Source organism: Sinomonas sp. ASV486, assembly GCF_030908215.1.
Taxonomy (GTDB): domain Bacteria; phylum Actinomycetota; class Actinomycetes; order Actinomycetales; family Micrococcaceae; genus Sinomonas; species Sinomonas puerhi.
The window spans coordinates 23,833-48,007 of record NZ_JAVFJK010000006.1; the positions used below are offsets into that span (position 1 = coordinate 23,833).

Annotated in this window: 19 protein-coding genes and 1 tRNA gene; 9 read left to right on the plus strand and 11 right to left on the minus strand. The window is 69.9% G+C overall.

Going from position 1 to position 24,175, the window contains the following annotated elements:
- Positions 1-96: 96 nt before the first annotated feature.
- Both RBS60_RS09930 and RBS60_RS09935 read left to right on the plus strand, forming a co-directional pair.
- On the plus strand, positions 97-897 hold the full coding sequence (locus tag RBS60_RS09930; RefSeq protein ID WP_307957626.1) for an ATP-binding cassette domain-containing protein: 801 nt from the start codon (positions 97-99) through the stop codon (positions 895-897).
- The gene (locus tag RBS60_RS09935) at positions 894-1,805 is read left to right on the plus strand and encodes a metal ABC transporter permease (RefSeq protein WP_307957402.1); all 912 of its coding nucleotides are present in this window, start codon (positions 894-896) and stop codon (positions 1,803-1,805) included. The genes RBS60_RS09930 and RBS60_RS09935 overlap by 4 nt, the downstream gene beginning before the upstream one ends.
- 39 nt (positions 1,806-1,844) lie before the next feature.
- On the opposite strand, the gene RBS60_RS09940 is transcribed toward RBS60_RS09935, so the two are convergent.
- The gene (locus tag RBS60_RS09940; RefSeq protein WP_307957403.1) at positions 1,845-2,318 is read right to left on the minus strand and encodes a Fur family transcriptional regulator; all 474 of its coding nucleotides are present in this window, start codon (positions 2,316-2,318) and stop codon (positions 1,845-1,847) included.
- Positions 2,319-2,455: 137 nt separating this feature from the next.
- On the opposite strand from RBS60_RS09940, the gene RBS60_RS09945 reads away from it, so the two are divergent.
- Positions 2,456-3,127: an MBL fold metallo-hydrolase gene (locus tag RBS60_RS09945; protein ID WP_307957404.1), complete on the plus strand. Its 672-nt coding sequence runs from the start codon at positions 2,456-2,458 to the stop codon at positions 3,125-3,127.
- 18 nt (positions 3,128-3,145) lie between these two features.
- On the opposite strand, the gene RBS60_RS09950 is transcribed toward RBS60_RS09945, so the two are convergent.
- On the minus strand, positions 3,146-4,264 hold the full coding sequence (locus RBS60_RS09950) for a pyridoxal-phosphate dependent enzyme (protein WP_307957405.1): 1,119 nt from the start codon (positions 4,262-4,264) through the stop codon (positions 3,146-3,148).
- Positions 4,265-4,339: 75 nt separating this feature from the next.
- Between RBS60_RS09950 and RBS60_RS09955 the strand changes: the two genes are divergently transcribed.
- A complete protein-coding gene (locus RBS60_RS09955) occupies positions 4,340-5,260 on the plus strand; it encodes a sulfurtransferase (protein WP_307957406.1) in 921 nt (306 codons plus the stop codon).
- A 116-nt stretch (positions 5,261-5,376) separates the two neighbouring features.
- A complete protein-coding gene (locus RBS60_RS09960) occupies positions 5,377-5,805 on the plus strand; it encodes an HIT family protein (protein ID WP_307957627.1) in 429 nt (142 codons plus the stop codon).
- A 29-nt stretch (positions 5,806-5,834) separates the two neighbouring features.
- On the opposite strand, the gene hrpA is transcribed toward RBS60_RS09960, so the two are convergent.
- A complete protein-coding gene (hrpA, locus tag RBS60_RS09965) occupies positions 5,835-9,989 on the minus strand; it encodes an ATP-dependent RNA helicase HrpA (RefSeq protein WP_307957407.1) in 4,155 nt (1,384 codons plus the stop codon).
- A 68-nt stretch (positions 9,990-10,057) separates the two neighbouring features.
- On the opposite strand from hrpA, the gene RBS60_RS09970 reads away from it, so the two are divergent.
- A complete protein-coding gene (locus tag RBS60_RS09970) occupies positions 10,058-10,804 on the plus strand; it encodes a DJ-1/PfpI family protein (protein ID WP_307957408.1) in 747 nt (248 codons plus the stop codon).
- Here RBS60_RS09970 and RBS60_RS09975 read toward each other — a convergent pair.
- From RBS60_RS09975 to benA, 6 genes are all read right to left on the minus strand, one after another.
- Positions 10,759-13,731: a LuxR C-terminal-related transcriptional regulator gene (locus tag RBS60_RS09975; protein ID WP_307957409.1), complete on the minus strand. Its 2,973-nt coding sequence runs from the start codon at positions 13,729-13,731 to the stop codon at positions 10,759-10,761. The two genes, RBS60_RS09970 and RBS60_RS09975, sit on opposite strands and share 46 nt — an antisense overlap.
- A gap of 88 nt (positions 13,732-13,819) precedes the next feature.
- Entirely contained in the window at positions 13,820-15,265 is a 1,446-nt protein-coding gene (locus RBS60_RS09980; protein ID WP_307957410.1) for an MFS transporter, read from the minus strand.
- A gap of 198 nt (positions 15,266-15,463) precedes the next feature.
- Positions 15,464-16,315, minus strand: a complete 852-nt coding sequence (locus tag RBS60_RS09985) for a 1,6-dihydroxycyclohexa-2,4-diene-1-carboxylate dehydrogenase (RefSeq protein ID WP_307957411.1) — start codon at positions 16,313-16,315, stop codon at positions 15,464-15,466.
- Positions 16,312-17,388 carry a benzoate 1,2-dioxygenase electron transfer component BenC gene (benC, locus tag RBS60_RS09990; RefSeq protein WP_307957412.1) on the minus strand — a complete coding sequence of 359 codons (1,077 nt, stop codon included), beginning with the start codon at positions 17,386-17,388 and terminating at the stop codon, positions 16,312-16,314. The genes RBS60_RS09985 and benC overlap by 4 nt, the downstream gene beginning before the upstream one ends.
- Before the next feature lie 14 nt (positions 17,389-17,402).
- Entirely contained in the window at positions 17,403-17,921 is a 519-nt protein-coding gene (gene benB / locus RBS60_RS09995) for a benzoate 1,2-dioxygenase small subunit (RefSeq protein WP_307957413.1), read from the minus strand.
- 35 nt (positions 17,922-17,956) lie between these two features.
- The gene (gene benA / locus RBS60_RS10000; protein ID WP_307957414.1) at positions 17,957-19,339 is read right to left on the minus strand and encodes a benzoate 1,2-dioxygenase large subunit; all 1,383 of its coding nucleotides are present in this window, start codon (positions 19,337-19,339) and stop codon (positions 17,957-17,959) included.
- A 268-nt stretch (positions 19,340-19,607) separates the two neighbouring features.
- Here benA and catA point away from each other — a divergent pair, with 268 nt between their 5' ends.
- The gene (catA, locus tag RBS60_RS10005; protein ID WP_374049262.1) at positions 19,608-20,465 is read left to right on the plus strand and encodes a catechol 1,2-dioxygenase; all 858 of its coding nucleotides are present in this window, start codon (positions 19,608-19,610) and stop codon (positions 20,463-20,465) included.
- A 226-nt stretch (positions 20,466-20,691) separates the two neighbouring features.
- Here catA and RBS60_RS10010 read toward each other — a convergent pair.
- Positions 20,692-20,764 (minus strand) — tRNA-Arg (locus tag RBS60_RS10010).
- Between the two features lie 120 nt (positions 20,765-20,884).
- A complete protein-coding gene (locus tag RBS60_RS10015; RefSeq protein WP_307957416.1) occupies positions 20,885-21,127 on the minus strand; it encodes a DUF2630 family protein in 243 nt (80 codons plus the stop codon).
- 86 nt (positions 21,128-21,213) lie between these two features.
- On the opposite strand from RBS60_RS10015, the gene RBS60_RS10020 reads away from it, so the two are divergent.
- Both RBS60_RS10020 and argS read left to right on the plus strand, forming a co-directional pair.
- Positions 21,214-22,506: an MFS transporter gene (locus RBS60_RS10020; RefSeq protein ID WP_307957417.1), complete on the plus strand. Its 1,293-nt coding sequence runs from the start codon at positions 21,214-21,216 to the stop codon at positions 22,504-22,506.
- Between the two features lie 5 nt (positions 22,507-22,511).
- Positions 22,512-24,170, plus strand: a complete 1,659-nt coding sequence (gene argS / locus RBS60_RS10025) for an arginine--tRNA ligase (protein ID WP_307957418.1) — start codon at positions 22,512-22,514, stop codon at positions 24,168-24,170.
- The last annotated feature ends 5 nt before the right edge of the window (positions 24,171-24,175 follow it).

The following is a 24,175-nucleotide window of genomic DNA, read 5'->3' on the forward strand; positions in this document are numbered from 1 at the left end:
CAGCATGGACCTCTAGACTTGGCCACCATGACAAGCGCAGCGCCTGCGCCGTCGGCTCGCGAGGGTACCCCGTCCGGCGTCGGTGGCCCTTCCGTGGTGCGGCTCCGCAACGCGTCCCTCGCCTTCGGCGACAGGACCCTGTGGGCGGGGCTCGACCTGGACATCCGCGAGGGGGAGTTCTTCGCCATCCTCGGGCCCAACGGCAGCGGCAAGACGACGTTCCTCAAGGCGCTGCTCGGCGCCGTGCCCCTCACCACGGGAACCGTCGAGGTCGGGGGCCGTGCGCCGGGACGCAGGGGCGATCACGTCGGATACATCCCGCAGCAGAAGATGTTCGCTCCGACCACGCCGATGCGCGCCCGGGACCTCGTGGCGCTGGGAATCGACGGACACCGGTGGGGGATCCGGCTCCGGTCCGGCGCCGTCGACCGCCGGGTCGACGCGCTCCTCGCGAAGGTGGGGGCCATCGAGTACGCGAAGGTCCCCGTGGGCCTGCTCTCGGGCGGCGAGCAACAGAGGCTCCGAGTGGCACAGGCGATCGCCGACAACCCGAGGGTGCTGCTCTGCGACGAGCCGCTCCTCTCGCTCGACCTCAACCACCAGCAGGCCGTGAGCGGCCTCATCGACGCCCAGCGGAGGGAGGGCGCGGCCGTTGTGCTCGTCACGCACGAGATCAACCCGATCCTCGACTACCTCGACCGCGTGCTGTACATCGCCGACGGCAAGTTCCGCATCGGCACGGTCGAGGAGGTCATGACCACCGAGGTGCTCTCCGAGCTCTACGGCAGCCGCGTCGAGGTCTCGCGCGTCAACGGGCGGATCGTCGTCGTCGGCCTGCCGGACGCCACAACCCATGCGCACGCCCCGGAGCCCCACCAGGAAGAGCAGCCCGCATGAACTTTGCAGACTTCTGGGGAACCGTGTTCTCGTTCGAGAACTACGGCGATATCCTCGCGCTCGTCATCGACTCGGTCTGGGCCGGGGCGATCCTGGGCCTCCTCGGCGGCGTCGTGGGGACGTTCGTCATGAAACGGGACCTCGCGTTCGCTGTCCACGGGATTTCCGAGCTCTCGTTCGCGGGTGCCGCGTTCGCGCTCCTCGTGGGGGCAGACATCGTCACGGGTTCCCTCGTCGGATCCGTCGCGGCCGCACTCGTCGTAGGGCTCATGGGCGGACGGGCCCGCGAGAAGAACTCCGTGATCGGTGTCCTCATGCCGTTCGGCCTTGGGCTCGGCATCCTGTTCCTCGCGCTCTACCAGGGCAGGGCAGCGAACAAGTTCAGCCTCCTCACGGGGCAGATCGTTGCCGTGGACACGGTCCAGCTGCAGACCCTCGCCATCGCGGCGGCCGTGGTGATCGCGACCCTCATCGCGGTGTGGCGGCCGCTCACGTTCGCCAGCGTCGACCCGGAGATGGCATTCGCGCGGGGCGTTCCGGTGCGGTTGCTTTCGATCGCGTTCATGGTGGTGCTCGGGGTGAGCGTGGCCCTGTCGATCCAAGTGGTGGGCGCGCTCCTCGTCCTTGCGCTGCTCATCACACCGGCTGCCGCCGCACTCAGGGTCACGTCCTCGCCGAAGCTCGTCCTCCTGCTCAGCGTGCTCTTCGCGATGGCGGCGACCGTGGGCGGCATTCTGCTCGCGCTCGGCGGGCGCCTGCCGATCAGCCCCTACATCACGACGCTCTCGTTCCTGTTCTACGTCGTGTGCGCGGTTATCGGCTGGGTACGGCACCGCATGGGTCTGACCGGGCGAGTCGTCCGTCCTGCCCGGGAGTCGAGCGAACGCACGACGCCGGTCGCCGCCTGAGGCGCGCGTCCCGCCTCAGGCGGGGCCCGCCGTCGTCCATTAGGACCGCGTTGGAGCGCCCCCCGCGCCCATGCCGCCCCCGGCGGTCCGGGGAGTACCCTCGCGGGCGACGATGAGGGTGCACTCGGGGCAGAGCCCGAAGATCTCGACGGTGTGCTCGACCGCCGTGTAGCCATGCTCGCCAGCGACGCGGCTCGCCCACGTCTCGACCGCCGGCGCCTCGACATCCACGGCCTTCCCGCACCGGCGGCACACGAGGTGATGGTGGTGTCCCGTGGCCTCGCACCGGCGGTAGACGGCCTCGCCGTCGTCGCTGCGCAGCACGTCGACGAGGCCTTCCTCGGCCATCGACTGGAGGATGCGGTAGGTCGTCGCCAGGGAGACGGCCGTGCCTTGGTCGTGGAGCAAGCGGTGCAGCTCCTGAGTGCTCACGAAGTCCTCGAGCCGGTCGAGGGCTCCTGAGACTGCGAGCCGCTGCTTCGTCACACGCTGCTCGCGTGTCCGTTCTGCCACCGACCCCTCCTTGCCGTGTCCGGACAGCGCTGTTCCGGATCTGCTGTGTTTGAACCCGCTGTGTCCGGACCTGCTGTCCGGGCCTGCATGCCTTCCGAGGCCTACCAGCTTAGCAAGAACGGTTCTAGACTTTCGCCGTGCGCATGACCAAATACACCCACTCGTGTGTCCGGTTCGACAAGCCCGGGACGGATGGAGGCCGATCCACCCTCGTGGTAGATCCCGGGTCCTTCTCGGAGGTCGAGGAAGCCCTCGACGGTGCGCAGGCCCTGCTCGTGACGCACGAGCATCCCGACCACATCGACGTGGTGCGGGCCGCCGCAGCGCTCGAGAGCAGCGCTTCCCTCGAGGCCTGGGCGCCGGCGAAGACGGCCGGGCAGCTGACGGAGGCCGCGCCGTCGGCCGCGAGCCGGATCCACGTTGCAGAGCCAGATGCCGAGTTCGAGGCGGCAGGCTTCCACATCAGGACCTTCGGGAGCCAGCACGCCCTCATCCACGCGAGCGTGCCGGTGGTGGCGAACATCGGCTACCTGATTGACGGCGAGGTGTTCCACCCGGGGGACTCGTTCACCGTGCCTTACGGTGTGGCCGTCCCAACGCTCCTCGTACCGATCCACGCACCGTGGAGCAAGGTGGGCGAGGTGCTCGACTACGTCATCGCGGTGCGCCCGCAGCGGGCCTACCCCATCCACAACGCGCTCATGAACGATCTCGGGACCGGGCTCGTCGAGGGCCACGCCCAGCGGATCTCGGGCCTCTACGGGACCCAGTTCGCGCATCTCGCGCCGCGCGAGTCTGTCGAGCTCTGAGCGAGACACTGGCCGCGGTCAACCGCGCCAGCGGCCCGTCGCGAAGAAGTCCGCGAGCACGGTGCCGTGGTGTTCCGGGTCCAGCCCGTGGGCCTCGAGCCAGGCGTCGTCGCCGTACGAATTCCGGTACCGCGCGCCGCCATCGCACATGAGCGTCACAATGCTGCCGCGCTCACCGTTCTCGACCATCTCCGCGACGAGCTGCCACACGCCCCAGAGGCTCGTGCCCGTGGAGGGGCCGGCGGTGAAGCCGAAGCGCGCGGTGAGGTCCCGCATCGCGGCGACGGACGCGCCGTCGGGCACCCTGAACATGCGGTCGACGATCCGCGGATTGAAGCTCGGCTCGAGCCTCGGCCGGCCGATCCCCTCGATCCTGGACGCGCTGCCGACCGCCGGAGCACCGGATTCCCAGCTCGGGTAGAACGCCGAGTTCTCGGGATCGACCACTGCCAGCTGGGTCGCGAGCCGTCGGTAGCGCACGTACCGGCCGATCGTCGTGCTCGTGCCGCCCGTTCCGGCGCCGACGACGATCCATCGGGGCACCGGATGGGGCTCGAGCGCCAACTGGTCGAAGATCGTCTCGGCGATGTTGTTGTTGCCGCGCCAGTCCGTGGCCCTTTCGGCGAACGTGAACTGGTCCAGGTAGTGCCCGCCGCTTTCCCGGGCGAGCCGCGCAGCCTCCCCGTAGACCTCGGACGCCGACTCGACGAAGTGGCACGTGCCGCCGTACTGCTCGATGAGCGCGATCTTCTCTTCGCTCGTCCCGCGCGTCATGACGGCTGTGAACGGGATGCCGAGGAGCCGCGCGAAGTAGGCCTCGGAGACCGCCGTGCTCCCGCTCGAGGCCTCGACCACCGGCGTGCCCTCACGGATCCACCCGTTGACGAGGGCGAAGAGGAAGAGCGACCGGGCGAGCCGGTGCTTGAGGCTGCCGGTGCGGTGCGTCGACTCGTCCTTGAGGTAGACGTCTACGCCCCACTCGCGGGGCAGCGGGATGCGGTGCAGATGGGTGTCGGCGCTGCGATGTGCGTCGGCCTCGAGGCGGCGGATCGCCTCGTTGACCCAGGCGCGATCGGGCAGGGCGCGGTCTGGCACGGCGCGGTCAGAGGTGTCGTGGCTCGCGGCGCGGGGGTCCATTCGGACAGCGTATCCGTCTCGTGCACGTGCCTCTCCGCCGTGCCCCCCGCGCGGTGGCGCGGCTAGGGTGGGGTCATGGGCGCAGAACAGGTTCTCTTGGCGGCGGATGATCTCGCAGCACTCCTCGCGGCCGGCACGCCGATCGTGGTGCTTGACGTGCGGTGGGCCCTGGGCGGCCCGTATGGCCGCGGGGAATACGAGGCGGGGCACATCCCGGGCGCCGTGTTCGCCGACCTCGAGACGGAGCTTGCCGCACCGGTGGCCCCCGGGAGCGCAGAGGAGGCCGCGGGCGGGCGCCACCCCCTCCCGACGAGGGAGGCCCTCGAGGACTCGGCGCGTCGGTGGGGGATCGACGACGGCGACGCGGTGGTCGTGTACGACGCGACCTCGGGCCAGGCAGCGGCGCGTGCGTGGTGGATGCTGCGCGACGCAGGCCTCGCTCAGGTGCGGATCCTTGACGGCGGCCTCGCGGCATGGACACGAGCCGGCGGGGAGCTCGAGGCCGGCCGCCGTGAGGCCGAGCCCGGCACGGTCACGCTCGGCGAGGGGCACATGCCGCGGATCGACGCGGCCGCGGCGGCCGCCTTCGCCGCACCGCGGCCCTCCGGGATCGGCGGTGTCCTCCTCGACGCGCGCGCGGCCGAACGCTACCGGGGCGACGTCGAGCCCGTGGACCCGCGCGCGGGACACATCCCCGGCGCTGTGAGCGCGCCGACGTCGGGCAACCTCGCCCCGGACGGGACGTTCCTGCCAGCCGTGGCCCTGCGCGAGCGGTACGCGCGCCTCGGGGCCGTGGCCGGGGAACCGGTGGCTGTCTACTGCGGCTCGGGCGTCACTGCGGCGCACGACGTCGCGGCGCTGGCCATCGCGGGCATCGACGCCGCGCTGTACCCCGGATCGTTCTCGCAATGGTCCCGCGACCCATCCCGGCCCGTGGCCGTGGGGGACAGCCCCGGTGGGGCTGCCGGACCGGATGCGATAGCGTCGGACCGATGAACCCCGGACGGCCCGTCATCCCGGGCGCGGACAAGATCCGCGCAGATCTTGTTTCGGCCACCGCGACGCGGGACTCGCGCACGGCGGGCACCCAGAACACACCTGACAGGAGAGCCATGAGCACGCTGTTCACCCGGATCATCGAGGGCGAGCTGCCCGGACGCTTCGTCTGGAAGGACCCGGACGTCGTCGCCTTCCTGAGCATCGGCCCCCTCGCGGACGGGCACGCGCTCGTGGTGCCGCGCGCGGAGGTCGACAAGTGGACCGATGCCTCGCCCGAGCTTCTCGCGAAGGTCACGCTCGTCGCGCAGACCATCGGCCGGGCACAGATGGAAGCCTTCGGTGCTCCGCGCGCCGGCGTGATCATCGCGGGCTTCGAGATCAATCATCTGCACCTGCACGTGTGGCCGTCGTTCTCCGAGGCCGAGTACGACTTCAAGAAGGTCCAGCAGAACCCGGATCCCGCCGTCATGGACGCCGCAGCCGAGAAGATCCGTGAGGCCCTGCGCGCCGCTGGACACGGCGAGAACGTCCCCGCCGCCTAGCCTCGCCTCACCGAGGTGCCTCATCCCCGTCAGGCTGGGGCGAGCGCCTCGCCGAGGGCCTGCCGGACTCGCTTCTCCGAGACCTTCCCGGCCGTGCCGAGTTCGACGGCGAAGAGGCTTACCCGGAGCTCCTCGATCATCCAGCGGACCTGCTCGAGCAGCCCCTGACTGCGTCCCGTTGGTGCGAGCGCGGCGACCGCGTCGTCGTAGTCGTCCTCGAGGGCCTGGACAGCAGCCATGGCGACGGCGTCGCGCTGGACGTTCGTGGGCAGCTTCTCGAGCCGCCGCTCGATCGCGCGGAGGTACCGCGGCAAGTGCTCGAGCTGAGCGTAGCCCGTCTGTGCTACAAAGCCCGGGTACACGAGCTGCTCGAGCTGGGCCTTGATGTCATTCAGCGCGCTGATGAGCGCGAGGCTCGTGGTGCCCTTGAGCGCCTTGGCGATGCGCGCCGAGGCCGCGAGGACCTGCTCGACGATCGCCGTGACCTTGAAGACGGTGTCGATGAGCTCGGCGCGGACATCGTCGAAGAGTGCGTCGAACGCCGCGCGGTCCCACGGGAGTTCGGTGGGGACGAGACGGTCGATCGCAGCGAGCGAGCAGTCCGCAATGAGGTCTGTGACGGAACCGTGCGGGTTCTGGCTGAACGTGAGCTTCTCGCGGTTGTTGAGGTGCTCGAGAACGTACCGGTCGGGCGGCGGGATCCTCACCGCAAGGAGGCGGATGACGCCGCCCCGGTGGGCGCGCAGCTGGTCCTGACTGGTCTGGAACACGCGGAGGCCCACCGTGCCGCGGGGCGCGGCCTTGGTGCGGCCCTCATCGATGAGCGCGGGGTACCCGGTGACCGTGTGACCGGCGACGACGGTGCTCGCCGTCCGCGGAACCGTGCCGACGCTCCAATCGGTCAATCCACTGCGCTCGGCTAATCCGCTGCGCTCGGCGAGGCCCGAGCGGCCGGTGGCGGGCGCCGTCGTGCGCCCATCCGGTGACGTCGCGCCCGCACGGGGTGACGTCGCGCCCGCACGGGGTGACGTCGCGCCACCACGGGGTGACGTCGCGCCACCACGGGGTGACTTCGGCGCGGCGGTCGCGGGGGTGGCGCCGAGGGACTCCGCGATCGCGCGGCGGGTGGCGGGTGCGAGCTGCTCCTGGAGGGCCACGAGGTCCTTGCCTGCGCCAAGCACCTTCCCCGTCGGGTCGACCACGCTGAAGGTCATCTTGAGGTGCGGTGGGACGGCGTCCCAGTTCCACGAGCCGGGCGGGATGATCTGCCCCTTGAGCCGGCGCAGCACGAGCTCGAGGGACTCCTCGAGGGAGTCGCCGGCAGAGTCGAAGTCGGCGTCGAGGGCCGCGACGGACTGGCGCGCGACGTCCGGCGCGGGCACGAAGTTCTTGCGGATCTGCTTGGGCAGGGACTTGATGAGCGCCGTCACGAGTTCGACGCGCTGGCCGGGGATCTGCCAGCGGAACGGCTCGGGCTCGAGCTGGTTGAGGAACAGGACCGGAACCTCGGCGGTGACGCCGTCCGTCGGATCGGGAGTGCCCCCCGGGGCGACCGGATGGAACTCGTAGGCCAGTGGCAGGTCGAACCCGCCCTGCCGCCACACCGTCGGGTAGGCGGCGTCGGCGGTCTCGGCGGTGCCTGCCGCCGCCTCGCCGAGCACGAGCGCACGGTCGAAGTCGAGGAGGTGCTCGTCCGCGTGCCGCGCCTTCTTCCACCACGCGTCGAAGTGCCGCTCGGACACGACATCGGCCGGGACGCGGGCGTCGTAGAACTCGAAGAGCGTCTCGTCGTCGACGCGGAGGCCGCGGCGCCGTACGCGCGTCTCGAGCTCGTCGACCTCCTCGAGCAGCTCACGGTTGCGCTTGAAGAAGTGATGGCGCGTATTCCAGTCGCCCTCGACGAGGGCGTGGCGGATGAACAGCTCACGTGCCAGCTCGGGATCGACGCGGCCGTAGTTGATGCGGCGCTGCGCGACGAGCGTCACGCCGTAGAGCGTGACCTTCTCGAACGCCTGGACCGAGCCGGCGCGCTTGGACCAGTGCGGCTCCGAATAGCTGCGCTTGACGAGGTGCGGGGCCACGAGCTCGCCCCACGCCGGGTCCATCTTGGCCGCGGTCCGGGCCCACAGCCGGCTCGTCTCGACGAGCTCGGCCGCCATGACGAACGTGGGGTTCTTCTTGAAGAGCGCCGATCCCGGGAAGATCGCGAAACGGGTGCCGCGGGCGCCCAGATAGTCCCGCTTGCGCTCGTCGAGGAGCCCGATGTGGCTCAGGAGACCGGCCAGCAGCGACTGGTGGACGGCGTCGTGCTTGCCCACCGGATCGGTATCTCGCGCCTGCCCCAGTGAGATTCCGAGCGGCCGGGCGAGCTGCCGGAGCTGCGTGAAGAGCTCCTGCCACTCGCGCACCCGCAGGTAGTTGATGTACTCGGCCTTGCACAGGCGCCGGAACGCGGAGGAGGAGAGCTCGCGCTGCTGCTCCTGGAGGTAGTTCCACAGGTTGAGATAGCCCGTGAAGTCGGAGTTCTCGTCCTTGAACCGCGCGTGCTTCTCGTCCGCGGCCTGGCGCTTGCCGGTTTCCTGCGACGGGCGCTCGCGTGGGTCCTGGATGGTCAGCGCCGCAGCGAGGACCATGACCTCGCGCGCGCAGTCGCGCCGAGCGGCCTCCACGATCATGCGTCCGAGGCGTGGATCGACCGGCAGCTGGGCGAGCTGATGGCCGACGGCGGTGAGGCCGCCTCGGGTGCCCCGCCTACCGGCCTCGACCGCGCCGCCGGCGCGCCGATCGCGGCGGTGAGCGCCGCCGTCGGGCGCTGCTTCGCCGGGGGTTCCCCCTCCGTCGCCGGCCGAGCCGTCAGCGAGCGCGCCGAGTTCGCGCAGGAGGGTCACGCCGTCGTTGATCGCGCGCGACTCGGGCGGCTCGACGAAGGGGAAGGCCGCGACATCCTGCGGCCCGCGGGCGATCCCCATGGCCGTCATCTGGAGGATGACGGCCGCGAGGTTGGTGCGGAGGATCTCGGGGTCCGTGAACTCGGGCCGGGAGAGGTAGTCCTCCTCCGAGTACAGGCGGATGCAGATGCCGTCCGAGACGCGGCCGCAGCGGCCCGCACGCTGATGTGCGGAAGCCTGTGAGACCCGCTCGATGGGCAGGCGCTGCACCTTGGTGCGGTGGGAATAGCGCGAGATGCGCGCGGTGCCTGTGTCGACAACGTACTTGATGCCCGGCACCGTGAGCGAGGTCTCGGCGACGTTCGTGGCGAGGATGATGCGGCGCCTGCCGCCGGGGGAGAACACGCGGTGCTGCTCGGCGAGCGAGAGTCTGGCGAAGAGCGGGAGGATCTCGGCGCCGGCCATCCGCGGGTTCTTCTGGATGGAGTTCGCGAGGGCCTCTGCGGCGTCGCGGATCTCGCGCTCGCCCGAGAAGAAGATCAGGATGTCCCCGGGCGCCTCGCGGGAAAGCTCGTCGACAGCGTCGCACACGGCGTCGACAGGGTCGCGGTCCTCCTCGAGGGCGTCGTCGCTCGCGTTCTCCTCGTCTTCCGTCCCCGTGCCTGCAGGATCGGCGACCAGAGGCCGGTACCGGACCTCGACGGGATACGTGCGGCCCGAGACCTCGACGATCGGTGCCGGCTCGGAGCTGCCGTCGGGGAGCTCGCGGGCGAAGTGCCGGGAGAACCGCTGCGGATCGATCGTCGCGGACGTGATGATGACCTTCAGATCGGGCCGCTGCGGCAGGATGCGCCTGAGGTAGCCGAGGATGAAGTCGATGTTCAGGCTGCGCTCGTGGGCCTCGTCGATGATGATCGTCGAGTAGCGCGTCAGGAGCTTGTCGCGCTGGATCTCGGCGAGCAGGATGCCGTCGGTCATGAGCTTGACCTTGGTCTCCTTGGACACCTCGCCCGTGAAGCGCACCTGGAAGCCGACCTCTTGGCCCAGTTCGACGCCGAGCTCCTCCGCGATGCGTTCGGCAACCGTCCGCGCGGCAAGGCGCCGGGGCTGCGTGTGCCCGATGAGCCCCTTCTCGCCGAGGCCGAGCTCTAGGCACATCTTCGGGATCTGGGTCGTCTTCCCCGAACCGGTCTCTCCTGCGATGATCGTCACCTGGTGGGCGGCGATGGCCTCCATGAGCTCGTCGCGGCGCTCGGAGACCGGGAGGTTGGCGGGGTACGTGATCGTCAGTGCCATGGCTGATCCAGTCTAGTGGTGGCACGCTGCGGACACGCCCTGTCCGCGTCCAGGCCTAGCCTCGAGGCATGGATACACGAACCGATGAGCGCACGACGGCGGTGCCCGCCGACCCTGTCAGCGCGCCCGCGAGGGTGCTCGTCTACCTGCCGGAGGGAATGGCCGACTGGGAGGTGGGGTACCTCATGAGCGCGCTGCGCCAGCACGATGTGACCGAGCGGGCCGCCGAGCTCACTACAGCGACGGCCACGGGCCAAGCGGTCGTGAGCATGGGCGGACTGACAGTCAGCCCGACGGCGGCCCTCGCCGACATCGTCGACGAGCGATTCGACGCGCTCGTCCTGTGCGGCGGCACATCGTGGTACGACGACGACGACGACGACAACAACAACAACGACGACAACAACGCAGCCGCGAACCGCGAGGTGCTCGACCTGGCGGGGCGATGCAAAGCCACGGGCGCCTTGGTAGCGGCGATCTGTGGGGCCGTCGACGCGCTCGGCAGGGCGGGACTCCTCGACGATGTCGAGCACACGGGGAACGACCTCGGCCAGCTCGAGCGGTGGCCGGGATACCGCGGGAGCGCGCGGTTCGTGCGCGAGCCGCATGCGGTGAGTGGCGTGACGCCATCGGGCGGAGTGCTCGTCACGGCTGGATCGTGGGCTCCGACCGACTTCGCCGCCGCGGTCCTCGCTGAACTCGGGGCGCTATCGGCGACTCGTGCGGCCACTTGGCTGCGATTCTGGCGGGACCGCGACGCGGCTGCGATCTACGAGCTGTTCGTGGCCGAGGACTCATCCGCCGGCGGACGGTAGACGGCGGCAAGCTCCGCACGCGAGCCGATCCCGAGCTTCGCGTAGATCCGTGTGAGGTGGTACTGGACCGTCTTGACGGACACGAACAGCTCTCGGGCGGCGTCACGATTGCTCAGGCCCGCCGCGACGAGGCGGGCCACGGCGGTCTCCTGGGCCGTGAACGCGGGCACCGACGGACCAGAAGAGGAGCCGGTCTCGGGAGCCTGGGCGGGATGCGGGGCGCCGGGGTCGTGGCCACCCCGGTGTGGGGCTCCGGGTTGCTGGGTGCCTGGGTACTGGGCACCTGGGTGCTGCGCTGCGGGGTACTGCCCCACTTGGTGTTGGCCCCGCTGATAGTGGGGAGCAGTGCGGAAGATTCCGGTACCCGCGGCCTGGAGCTCACGCTCGCACCGCGCTACGTAGACCTGCGCCCCGACGCCCGCGAAGGCGTCCCGGGCGGCGGCCAGGACCTCGGTCGCGTCGCGGCGCCGTCCGAACCGCCTCAGCGTCTGCCCGTAGGCGAACCGCCCGCGGGCCGTGTTGTAGGGCAGCGGCAGCCCATCCAGCGCCGCGAGAGCGCCCTCGAAGCACGCGACCGCGTCGTCGAGCGACCCCTGCGCGCCGAGGATCCGGCCCCTCACGTACCCGAGGCGGGCGATCGTGCTCCGGTGTTCCGCCGATCGTGCGGCGGCCTCGAGCGGGCGCAGGAAGGCGTCCGCGTCGTCGATGCGTCCGGTCATGACGAGCGCGTTGGCGTACACATCCTGCCAGGGCCAGAACCCCGGCGCGTCGATGCCCTGCGACCGGTCCATTCGCACGATCGGCTCGAACGCCCGCAGCACCCCGGCGTAGTCGCCCAAGCTTTCGGCGACCGCTGCCGCTGCGAGCGCACCCGCCAGATGCATGACGGGGTAGGCCTCAGGCCCAGGCTGGGCGAGCCTGCTCTGCTCTGCAGCCTCGGCCGAGTCGCCGCGCAGCGCGTGGATCTGCGCGGCAGTGAAGTGCAGGATCGGGGCCAGGAGGTCCATTCCCACGGGCGCATTGAGGGTGATCCCGGTGCGGGCGGCGGCGAGCGCCTCGTCCCAGCGGCCCACCGAGAACTCGGCGCGGGCGAGCCACGCATAGGCCCACAGGGTGATGCGCAGCGAACCGGGGCTGCGCGCCGAGGTGATCGCCGCACGCAGCTCGAGCCGAGCCTCGTCCAACTCGTCGACGCCCAGCGCGAGCCAGCCGCGGCCGAGGTGGAGCCGCTGGTCGCGCGCTCCGAGCGCCGGAGTCGCCGCGAGCTCTTCGTAGGCGGCGCGTGCCTCGGCCAGACGGCCAGCCGAGCCGAGGCCAAGGCCGAGCATCGCGCGTGCCTCGACCCCCGCAGTACTGTCCGGGCCCGCAAGGCGCACGGCCGTCTCGGTCCAGTCCAGGAGGGCGGGGATGTCCCACTCCGCGAGGGAGTCGAGGACACGGTACTGAGCGATGCGGGCGGCGAGGTCCGTGGAGCCGAGCGGGGCGCGCGTCTCCCACGCCCGGGCGAGAAGCGCCCCGGCGCGGCGGGCGTGGCCCTTGTGGATCGCGTAGTAGGCAAGCACGGCGTCCCTTGCCGCGCTCTGCGGAAGGGACTCGATGCGCCGGGCGAGCGGTGTGGCCCTGGGGAGGTCGCCGGCGCCGACCATGGCCTCGGCAGCGCGCAGGAGGCGGTCCTCGCGGAGGGCGGGGTCCACATGCAGCTGGCTCGCCGCGACGAGTGCGTCCGCCACCGCACTCCAGTCGCCTTCGCCGGCCTCCTCGGCCGCGAGCCGATCCGCCTCGGCGGCCAGCCCGGCGTCGGGCATGACGGCCGCGGCGACCAGGTGCCGCAACCGGTCCCGCGTGGAGCCTGCGAGCTCGGCAGCGCGAGTGTGCAGTGCCGCGCGCTCAGCCGGGCCAAGGGCCTCCTCGACGGCATCCCGCAGGAGAGGGTCGCGGATCGTGAGCTGGAGGGTTCCCGCGACGGTGCGGCATTCCAGAAGCCCGGCCGACCACGCGGCGTCGGCCGCGGCAAGGAGCGCCTCGGCATTGCCCTCGGGCAGGCCAGCGAGCTGGGCAGCTACCGCTCCCGTCGGCGTGCCACCGAGCACGCTGACCGCCTCGACGAGCGCGCGGGCGCCTGGGGGAAGCCGCGCGAGGGCGGCCGCCGCGCGGGCGGCGACGGATGGCACGACGGAGGGCACGACGGCGCGCGGTCCGTGGGCGGCGAGGCCTTCCGCGCCGATCGACTCGGCGCCGTTCGCCAGCGCCTCCAGTGCCAGTGCCGGGTTGCCCCGGCTCACCCGCCACAGCGCCTGAGTCGCCTCCGGAGTCAGATCCACCTTCGCGCGTGCCGCGGCGAGCTCGCGGAGGGCTTCGGGCGCCAGGGGATCGAGAACGATGCGTCGGGCCCTCACAGCGTCGGCGAACGCGGCAGCCGGGCTGCCAGGGACACTCCCCGCCGGGCCGTGCGTCGCCAGCACGACGAGTGGGTCATGGACGCGCCGCACGGCGTAGGCCAAAGCCTCGAGGGACAGCGTGTCGGCATGCTCGATGGCGTCGAGCACGACGAGCGCGGGCCCGTTCGCGGCGAGCCGGGAGAGCGCCTCGAGGGCCGCGCGGCCGGCGGGCAGCCACGAGGGCTGGTCCGTATCCCGTCCCCAGGAATCCTCGGTCGGTCCGGCGTCTGCCGAGTACGCCGGTAGCACGCCGAGCTGCGCGAGGATGCCGCCACGGAGGCCGTGCTCCCACGCCGATGCCTCGGCCCGGCGTACCGCGAGCTCCGGGTGGCGCGCCGCGAACGCCTCACAGAGGGCTGTCTTGCCGATTCCGTGGGGTCCTTCCAGCACGGCGCACTGCGCGGCCCCGGACGCGGCTACGCCCAGGAGCGTGTCCAGTTCGGACAGCTCCTGGGCGCGCGAGACCACGTCCTCGTGGGGTGTCAGCATTCCTCGACGGTAGTCGCCGCGGTCACACAATGCATCCTCAGGGACCCCGCGCAACCGTCACGGGTCCCGACCGTAGCGCTCAGCGGGATCACCGGACGGCGGGCTCCGGCTCGCCGTCGGGCACGGTGCCCTCGACGGGGACGGTCTCCGCTTCGGCGGAAGGGAGTCCGGTGGGGGCCTTCGCTCCGGAGCGGCTCGCAGCAGCGACGTCGTCGTGGGCCCGACCTCGCGGGCGCGGGACGAGGGCCGTCACCACGGCGCCGAGCAGCGCGACTACGGCGAAGAGGTAGAACGCCGTCTGGCCGGTCACGCCGGCGGAGAGCAGGAGGCCGCCCGCGAGCGGACCGAGGATCCCGCCGAGCCGCCCGAATCCAGCACACCACGCCACGCCCGCGGCGCGCGTCTGGGTCGTGTAGAAGTTCGAGACGAAGCCGTAGACGAGCACCTGCGTTCCGATGGTCCCGATCCCGGCGATGCCCACCGCTGTGAGGAGCACCGGGAATGGCATGTGGAACGTCAGCAGGACGAGGGCCACTGCCGCGAGGGCGAACGTCCCGGTGATGATCCGCTTCGGGCCCGTGCGGTCCACGGTCGCGGCCGCCGCGAGCCCGCCCACGATCGCCGCCGCGTTGAGCACGAGCAGGAACGTCAGGGAGTACGCCTTCCCAAAGCCGTATTGGCCCATGATCTCAGGAAGCCACGTGTTCAGTCCGTAGGTCAGGAGCAGTCCCGCGAAGCTCATGAGACCGAGGAAGGCGGTCGGAAGGGCGAACCGCCGCGTGGCCAGGCCCGCGAAGCCGGCGCGCTCGCCGCCGGCCGCGCCCGCCGCGGGGCGGGCCCGGTCCGGTGCCGCCTCGGGGAGCACGACGCCGGCACGGCGGCTCAGCTCCTCGGCCTCCGGGCGCCGGCCGCGCGCCAGCAGCCACAGGGGGGACTCGGGCAGCTTGGCCACGGCAAGCGGGAGGATGACCGCGAGCGGAGCCGCGCCGATCAAGAAGAGCGGCCGCCAGTTGCCGCCGTTGTCGAAGGCAAGGGCGAGGACCGAGGCGAGCACGCCTCCTGCCGGCACTCCGGAGTAGACGATCGCATTGTAGAAGTTGCGTCGGTTCTTCGGCGCAAACTCGGCGACGATGGCGCCGGCGGTCGCTACGAGCGAGCCGACGCCGATGCCGGTGAAGAAACGGAACGCGCCGAACATGGTGACGTTGGTGGTCAAGGCCGTGGCAGCCATGCCGATCGAGAACCACGCGAGGGCCGCGAGCATGACCTTGCGGCGGCCGACGAAGTCGCCGATCGCGCCCGATGCGAGCGCGCCGACCATGACGCCGATGAGGGCGTAGCTTCCCAGGGCGCCGGCGCTCGCGGGGTCGAGGTGGCCGATCTGGCCGGGGTCCCTCAGGAGGCCCGAGACGACCGTGCCGTAGACGACAAGGTCGTAGCCGTCGAAGGTGAGGGCCGCCGCGCCCAGCGCGACAATCCATGCCAGGGTGCTGCGCTGACGCTGCCCGAGGGCAGCCTGTGCTGAAGATGACATGCAAGACTCCGATGTCTGTGCTGGGATCTGGAGCTGGACAACTGCTGGTAGTGCGTCATGATGCTCGGTCGTGCCTGGTGCTGCTGCTGGTGATTGGTGCTGCCGGTGGTACTCGTCACCCGGAACAGGCCGGCTGGTTCGACGCCGCCCCCGAACCCAGAGGTCCGGGGGCGGCAACGCTTGGGGGGTACCCAGGCCTCAGCCGAGGTCGCCTCCGGCCACGGGCAGGACCGTGCCGGTGATGTACGAGGCCTCGTCCGAGGCGAGGAAACAGATTGCCGCGGCCTGCTCGGCGAGCGTCCCATAGCGCTTCATGAGCGACGACTCGACCGTCTGGTCGACGATCTGCCGGTACCAGGCCTTCTCTTGGTCCGAGGCGGGAAGGGGGCCGCGCTGGACGGCGCGCGGCGGCGCTTCGGTCCCGCCCGGGGCTGTCGCGACGACCCGGACGCCGTGGGGGGCCGCCTCGAGGGCAAGCGCCGTGGTGATGGCGCGCACCCCGCCCTTGGACGCCGCGTACGGGACGCGGTTGACTCCGCGCGTTGCGACCGAGGAGACGTTGACGATCGTCCCGGACTCCTGGGCGATGAGGTGGGGGAGTGCCGCGCGGCACATCCACAGCGTCGGGAAGAGCGAGCGGCGCACCTCCTTCTCGATCTCCTCTGGCGTGTAGTGCTCGTACGGCTTCGCCCAGATCGTCCCGCCGACGTTGTTGACCACGACGTCGATGCGCCCCGCCGAGGCGACCGCCGCCTCGACAGCCGCGAGCGCGCCGTCGAACGTCTCGAGATCCGCGGTCACGCTGTGCACAGGGATGTTGGGCACAGTCGTGCCGGCCGTGCGCACGCCGTCTGCGACCTCGTGGACGAGGCTCGCGCGGTCGACGAGTGTGACCTCTCCGCCCTCGGCGGCGATGCGCTCCGCGACGGACCGGCCGATACCCTGGGCCGCGCCGGTCACGACGACGGACTTGCCCGCGAACCGGCCGTGGTGGACCGAGGGAACCGAGGAGGCCGCCGTGTCCGGCCGCGAAGACGCGGTCGTCGTCATGCGGCGGCTCCCGCGAGGGCGGGGGCAGCGACGACGCCTACCGCGAACCGCTCGTAGTAGAAGTTGGTCGGGTCGATGCCCTCGCCGGTGAAGTACTTCCGCACGGCGTCGACCATCGCGGGCGGTCCGCACAGGTAGACGTCGACATCGCCGTCGTTGAGATGCCCCGGCAGCAGGTGCTGGGTCACGTAGCCCTTCTTGGGGTGGCCGGACGCGGGGTCGGCCACGATCGCGTCGAACGTGAAGCCCGGAATGGTCGCGGCGTAGCGCTCGAGCGCCTCGACTTCGACGAGGTCCTTGTCCCACGTGGCGCCGTAGGCGAGGTGGATCGGGAACGCGGGGACCACGCCGGATGCGGCGAGCTTCTCGATCTTCTCGAGCATCGCGAGCTGTGGCGCGATGCCCGTGCCGCCGGCCAGCATGAGCACGGGACGCTTGACGTCACGCAGGAAGAAGCTGCCCTTCGGGCCCTCGAGCGTGAGGGTGTCGCCCTCGGCCGCGCGCTCCCTGAGATACGTGGTCATGACGCCGTCAGGCGCGGTGCGGACGAGGAACGTGAGCTTCTCGGCCTCGGGGCCGCTGCTGAACGAGTAGCTGCGCTCCTCGTCGGTGCCGGGCACCTTGACGTTCATGTACTGGCCCGGGAGGTAGTTGAGCTTGTCGCGGTCCTCGACAGAGAGCGTGAGGCCTGCCGTGTTGTCGGCGTACCAGTGCAGCTTCTCGATCGTGGCCTGGAAGGTCCCGATCCCGCTCTTGGCCATCTCGGCGGTGCCCGAGACCCGCAGCACGAGGTCGCTCTCAGGCGTCATCTGGCAGGGGAGGCAGTAGCCGGCGTCGGCCTCGTCGTCCGTGAGCGCGTCTTCGATGTAGTCACCGCCATCGTACGTGCCGGACTCGCAGAAGGCCTTGCACGTCCCGCACGCGCCGTCGCGGCAGTCGAGCGGGATGTTGATGCGCGCCCGGTAGGACGCGTCGGCGACCGTCTGGCCGGGTGTCACACTGATGAAGCGCGTGACGCCGTCCTCGAATGACAGGGCAACGGTGTGGTTCACGGAATCATGGGCTGTAGTCATGTCCTCGCTCCTTCTCAGATGTGGTAGATGTCCACGACGTGGTGGATGTAGTCGTTCTTGAGAATGACCTTCTTCTTCGTGATGACCGGCTGGGTGCCGGCGAAGTCGACGGTGTAGAAGGAGACGCCGAAGTATGTGTCCACGGTGTTGTAGCGGTAGTAGAGCGTGAACCAGTTGAAGCGGACGTCGACGACGTCGCCGTCCTGGCGCAGGATCTCCACGTTGGTGATGTTGTGGCCCGTGCGCGGGTCCGGCAGGCTCGTGGCGCCCGAGCGCTCGGTCTTGATGCGGAAGACGCGGTCCTCGAGACCGCCGCGGTTGGGGTAGTAGATGAGCGAGATCTCGCGCTGCGGGTCCTCGGTGAGCGTGTCGTCGTCGGCCCACGCGGGCATCCAGAACTCGGCGTCGGGGTGGTAGCAGTCCACCCAGCGGTCGAACTCGCGGTCGTCCAGGAAGCTCGCCTCGCGGTAGAGGAACTGGCGCACGTCGTCGAGTCCGATCGTCCCGGGCTCGATCGTTGTCATGAGGGTCATCGAAAGTCTCTCCTGTCTCAGTGGTGTCGGAGGCGTCAGTTGGACTCGGGGGAGGACTGCTCGGCCTCAAGCTGCTCTTCGGCCTGGACGGCCGCCTTCATCCGCTCTCGCCAGTAACCGTGCTGGATCGGGTAGAGGCCCTCGTCCTCGGTCTTGGCGCCGCTCGAGATCGGGTGGAGCCCGAGGCCCTTGGCGGTCTCGTCGGGTCCCGTGATCTGGTGCATCTGGCCGCGGCTCATGTCGTTCCACGGCGCCGCGCCGGCGAGGTAGGTCTTCTGGCACGAGCGGAATTCCTCGAGGTCGTCCGGGGTGGCCATGCCGGTGGCGTTGAAGAAGTCCTCATACTGGCGGATGCGGTTGGCGCGGGCCTCCGCGGACTCGCCCTTCGGGGCGATGCAGTAGATCGTGACCTCGGTCTTGTCCACCGAGATCGGGCGGAAGTGCCGGATCTGCGAGCTGAACTGGTCCATGAGGTAGACGTTCGGGTAGAGGCACAGGTTGCGGGACGCTCCGATCATGAACTCTGCTCGTTCGGCACCGAACTGCGCGGTCCACTCGTCCTTCTTGTCGTAGTTCGGGCGGTCCTGGGGGTTGCCCCACCACATCCACAGGAGGAGGTGGCCGTGCTCGAACGAGTAGTAGCCGCCGCCCTGCTTTCCCCACGTGCCGGCGTCCATGGCCTTGGTCTCGTTCGTCGACTCGCCCGTGCCGCGGCGCGAGGTGGTGGCGGCGTAGTTCCAGTGCGTCGCGGAGACGTGGTAGCCGTCGGCACCGTTCTCGGCCTGGACCTTCCAGTTGCCGTCGTAGGTGTAGGTCGACGCTCCGCGGAGCACCTCGAGTCCCTCAGGGGACTGGTCGACGATCATGTCGATGATCTTGGTCGACTCACCCAGATGCTCTTCGAGCGGCTTCACGTCTGGGTTGACGCTGCCGAAGAGGAAGCCCCGGTAGGTCTCGAAGCGGGGCACCTTCGTCAGATCGTGCGAGCCCTCCTTGTTGAACTGCTCCGGGTAGCCCGCGCCCTTCGGATCCTTGACCTTGAGCAGCTTGCCGGTGTTCGAGAAGGTCCACCCGTGGAACGGGCACGTGAACGTGGTGCGGTTGTCCGTCTTGCGCCTGCACAGCATGGCTCCGCGGTGGCTGCAGGCGTTGATGTTGGCGTGGAGCTCCTCGTCCTTGCCGCGCGAGATTACGATCGGCTGCCGTCCGATGTAGGTCGTGAAGTAGTCGCCGACGTTCGGGATCTGGCTCTCGTGCGCCAGATAGACCCAGTTGCCCTCGAAGATGTACTTCATCTCGAGTTCGAACAGCTCCTCATCGGTGAAGATGCTGCGCTTGGCGCGGTAGGTGCCCGTCGACGCGTCCTCGATAAGTGCGTCAGAGAGCTGGGCGCGGACGTGGTCCAGGGTTTCCGTCATTGGTTCTCTCCCTTGCCTGTTGCCATCCACGACGTCCTCGTCGCGGGCTGTGAAAGATCCTGTCAACGAGTGAGAACAATCACACTGGGTATTTGCCTAGGGTTGACCAAGGGTGGTTTTGGAACGTGGGAGATATCAATTCAATAGAACTAGGTATTTGTGCAGACGCAATGAATGCTCCTAGCGTGAAGTCAGAGCGAGCACGAGTGCCGCCCATCACACTAGGTACCGGCACCAGCACCGGCACACATCATCAAGGAGGATGACCATGAGCCAGACAGCCACCGAATTCGACGCGAAGGCTGCCGAGTCCGGCAACAAGGCCACTGAGCGCTTCAAGGAGAGCGGCAAGCGCGCCGGCATCGACGTGCCGAAGGAGCGCGTTTCGCTGCTTGCCCGTGAGGTCCTCGAGGCCGTCTATTCGACGATCCGCGAGCACAAGGTCACGTACGCCGAGTACAACGCGCTCAAGGAATGGCTCATCTCGGTTGGCGAGGACGGCGAGTGGCCGCTCTTCCTGGACGTGTGGGTCGAACATGTGGTCGAGGATGTCGCGACCGAGAACCGGAAGGGCTCCAAGGGCACCATCGAGGGCCCGTACTACGTCCCGGACTCGCCGGCGCAGAACACTCCGGCACGCCTGCCGCGTCGCGATGACGAGCCCGGCACCGAGCTGACCTGGAAGGGCCAGATCCGCGACCTCGACGGCAACGGTCTGCCCGGCAAGGTGGAGATCTGGCACGCGGACGGTGCGGGCTTCTACTCGCAGTACGCCCCGGGGCTGCCCGAGTGGAATCTCCGCGGGACCGTCCTGGCGGACGAGAACGGCAATTTCGAGATCCAGACGATGCGTCCGGCCCCCTACCAGATTCCGACCGACGGCGCCTGCGGCAAGCTGATCGCCGCCGCAGGATGGCACGCGTGGCGCCCCGCGCACATCCACGTGAAGGTCTCGGCCCCGGGCCACGAGCTCATCACCGCACAGCTGTACTTCCCGGGCGACGCCCACAACGACGACGACATCGCCTCGGCCGTCAAGCCCGAGCTCATCCTCGACCCGAAGCCTGCTGCCGACGGCAAGGGTGAGGAGATGGTCTACGACTTCATCCTGGACCCCGAGGACTGAGCTCAGTCCGCGGACCATCTGCACACACGCTTGGGAAGGCCCAGTGCGGAAGGCCCGCAGCCGTGAGGAACGGGCAAGGCCCCGCCGTTGCGCTCGGCGGGGCCTTGCCTGTTGGTTCTGCGCTTGCGCCCGCTCCCTTTGCCCGCACGGGGCGACCTCGGCGGAGGAGTGGGGCGCCCCTGAAGACCACAGCACCCCCGGTCCGTGTGGACCGGGGGTGCAGCTGTGCCCTCGATAGGATTCGAACCTACGGCCTTCTGCTCCGGAGGCAGACGCTCTATCCCCTGAGCTACGAGGGCAGCTCGTCCAGCCGGTCTTCCCGGCGCGGGACTCATCGAGCTTAGCAGGTGCCCGGGCAGTCCATGCAAACGCCACGCGTGAGGGCCCGAGGCGCGATCGACGAGGGAGCAGCGCCTCGCCTACTCGCGGTAGTTCTCCACGACGCTCGCGGGACGCACGGCCGCCTCGCCCGGGTCCTCGCCGAACTCGCGCTTGGCACGCCGCTGGCGCAGGAGGTCCCAGCACTGGTCAAGCTGGGTCTCCACGTCGCCGAGACGGCTCGCGGTGGACGCGTCATCCTCCGGGCCCGGAGTGTGGGCGGTCCTGAGGCGGTGTTCCTCGTCGATGAGCGATCGGATGCGGTCCTGGATGTCTTGGTCCATGCGCTCAGGGTACCCCCGCGCCTTTCCGCCCCGGCGGTGGTGGACGCGCTTACCGGGCGCGCCGCCTTCCGGTATACCGTCGGCTCGTGAACCAGAAGCGCGTGAGGGATGCAGCAGCTCGCCCATGGCGTGGCCGCCTGCTCGTGATGGCCGGCGTCCTCCTCGTCGCCTTCACCCTCCGCACCGCCGTGACGAGCGTGCCCCCACTGACGCCGCTGATCGGCGGGGAGATCCTCCCGCCGTGGCTCCTGGGCCTGCTCGGCATGGTCCCGACGGCCCTCTTCGGAGTTGCTGGCCTCCTCACGCCCCTCATCATGCGGGCGTGGAGCGTCGAGGCGATCGCGGTGGCCGCGATGGCGGTCTCGGGCGCCGGACAGATCCTGCGGGCCGGATCGGGGGAGACCGGACTGTTCTTCGCCGGCTCGATCCTCGCGCTCGCGGGCATGGGCGTGGGCAACGTGGTGCTCCCGCCGATGGTGAAGAAGTACTTCCCGGACCGCGTCGGCCTCGTCACCGCTCTGTATGTGACGGTCGTGAGCCTGGGCACCGCCGTGCCGCCGCTTCTCGCCGTCCCCGTGGCCGAAGCGGCAGGGTGGCGTACATCGATCGGCTGGTGGGCCGCGATCAACGTGCTCGCGATCCTTCCCTGGCTTCGCGTGTGGCCGCCCCGCGGGCGCGGTGGCATGGGGGCGGCAGCGGCGCAAGCTGCGCGCGACGCCGCGGACGCACCACGCGTCGTTGTCCGGCCCTGGCGTTCTCCCGCGGCCTGGGCGCTGGCCCTGCTCTTCGGCTGCACCTCCCTGAACACGTACACGATGTTCGCGTGGCTCCCCACGATCGTCTCCGAGGCCGGCCTCAGTGCGGGCGCGGCCGGCTTCCAGCTTGCACTGTTCGCCGGTCTAGGCCTCCCGACGAGCCTCTTCGTCCCGGTGCTGGCAGGGCGTCTGCGCAACCCGTTTCCCCTCGTCGTCTTCGGACTCGCGTGCTTCGTGGGCGGGTACCTCGGGCTGTGGCTCGCGCCCGGCACGGCGACGTGGGTGTGGGTGAGCCTCGCAGGCCTCGGCCCCACGACGTTCCCCCTCGCCCTGGTCCTGGTCAACCTGCGCACCCGAACGCATCAGGCCTCCGGGGCTGTCTCCGGCTTCGCCCAGGGCATCGCGTACACGATCGCGTGCGCGGGACCCCTCGTGGCGGGGCTCCTGCACGAGGCCACCGGAGGGTGGACCGCGATGTTCGGTTTCCTCGCGGCCACGCTCGTGGTCCTGGGAGTCTCCGGATGGGTCATCTGCAGGCCGCATTTCATCGACGAGCAGCCCCGTGTCGTCGAGTTCGCAGAGCGTCCGCGGTTTCAGCCCGACGCCGCGCCGCCGGTAGGCTAGGGCGCGTGACTCCCGAAGAACTTTCCACCGCCATTTCCGCCTGTCTCGCCGACGCCGTGCGCGCCGGCGAGATCATCGTGGACGTGCCGGACGGAATCCGCGTGGAGCGGCCCAAGAACAGGGAGCACGGTGACTGGGCCACGAACATCGCGCTGCAGCTCGGCAAGCAGGCCGGCATGGCCCCGCGCCAGTTCGCCGAGGTCCTCGCGGCACGTCTGGCGTCGATGGACGGCGTCGCAGCGGTCGAGGTCGCCGGCCCCGGCTTCCTCAACATCACCCTCGACGCCGCCGCGGCCGGCGCGCTCGCCAAGGCCATCGTCGAGGCCGGCGCCGCGTACGGGACCACCGATGCGCTCGCGGGCCATGTGGTCAACATGGAGTTCGTCTCCGCGAACCCGACCGGACCGCTGCACATCGGCCACACGCGCTGGGCCGCGCTCGGCGATTCGATCGCACGCGTGCTCAAGGCCTCAGGCGCCGATGTCACCCGTGAGTACTACATCAATGACGCCGGCAATCAGATGAACACCTTCGGGAACTCGGTCCTCGCGCGCCTTCACGGCCGCGACGTGCCGGACGGCGGCTACCCGGGGCAGTACATCGTGGATCTGGGCCACGAGGTGCTCACCGAACACCCCGACGTGCGCGAGCTCACCGACGAGGCCGCGCTGCCGATCGTGCGCGAGGCCGCCTACACGGCGCAGATGAAGGACATCAAGGACACCCTCGCCGCCTTCGGGGTGACGTTCGACGTCTACTTCTCCGAGAGGCAGGGGCTCCACGAGTCCGGCGCGATCGAGACGGCGGTCAAGCGTCTGCGCGAGCAGGGTCACGTCTTCGACTCCGAGGGTGCCGTGTGGCTGCGCACCACCGATTTCGACGACGACAAGGACCGCGTCCTCATCCGGGCCAACGGCGAGCCGACCTACTTCGCCGCTGATGCGGCGTACTACCTCTCCAAGAAGGACCGCGGCTTCACCGAGAAGGTCTACCTGCTCGGCGCCGATCACCACGGCTACGTCAACCGCCTCAAGGCGATCGCCGCGTGCGCGGGCGACGATCCCGAGGCGAACATCGAGATCCTCATCGGCCAGCTCGTCTCTGTCAACGGCGCAAAGCTGTCCAAGCGCGCCGGGAACATCATCGAGCTCAAGGACCTCATCGACTGGCTCGGCAAGGACGCGGTCCGGTATTCGCTCGCGCGGTACCCCGCCGACTCGCCGCTCACGCTCGACCCTGAGCTGCTCAAGAAGAACTCCAACGAGAACCCCGTGTTCTACGTCCAGTACGCGCACGCGCGCTCCCGTGGAGCCGCGAGGAACGCGGACGCCGCCGGCGTCTTCCGCACGGTCGACGGTCATGACACGTTCGACGGCGCGCTCCTGACCCACGCCACGGAGAACGACCTCCTCGCGCATCTCGCCGCGTACCCCTCGATCGTCGCGAAGGCCGCCGAGTTCCGCGAGCCGCACCGGGTGGCCCGCCACCTCGAGACGATCGCGAGCGCCTACCACTCGTGGTACGACAACTGCCGCATCTCCCCGCAGGGCGACGAGGAGGTCACCGACCTCAACCGGACGCGTCTGTGGCTCAACGACGCCACGAGCCAGGTCCTCGCGAACGGGCTGGACCTGCTCGGCGTCTCCGCACCGGAGAGGATGTAGCCAGT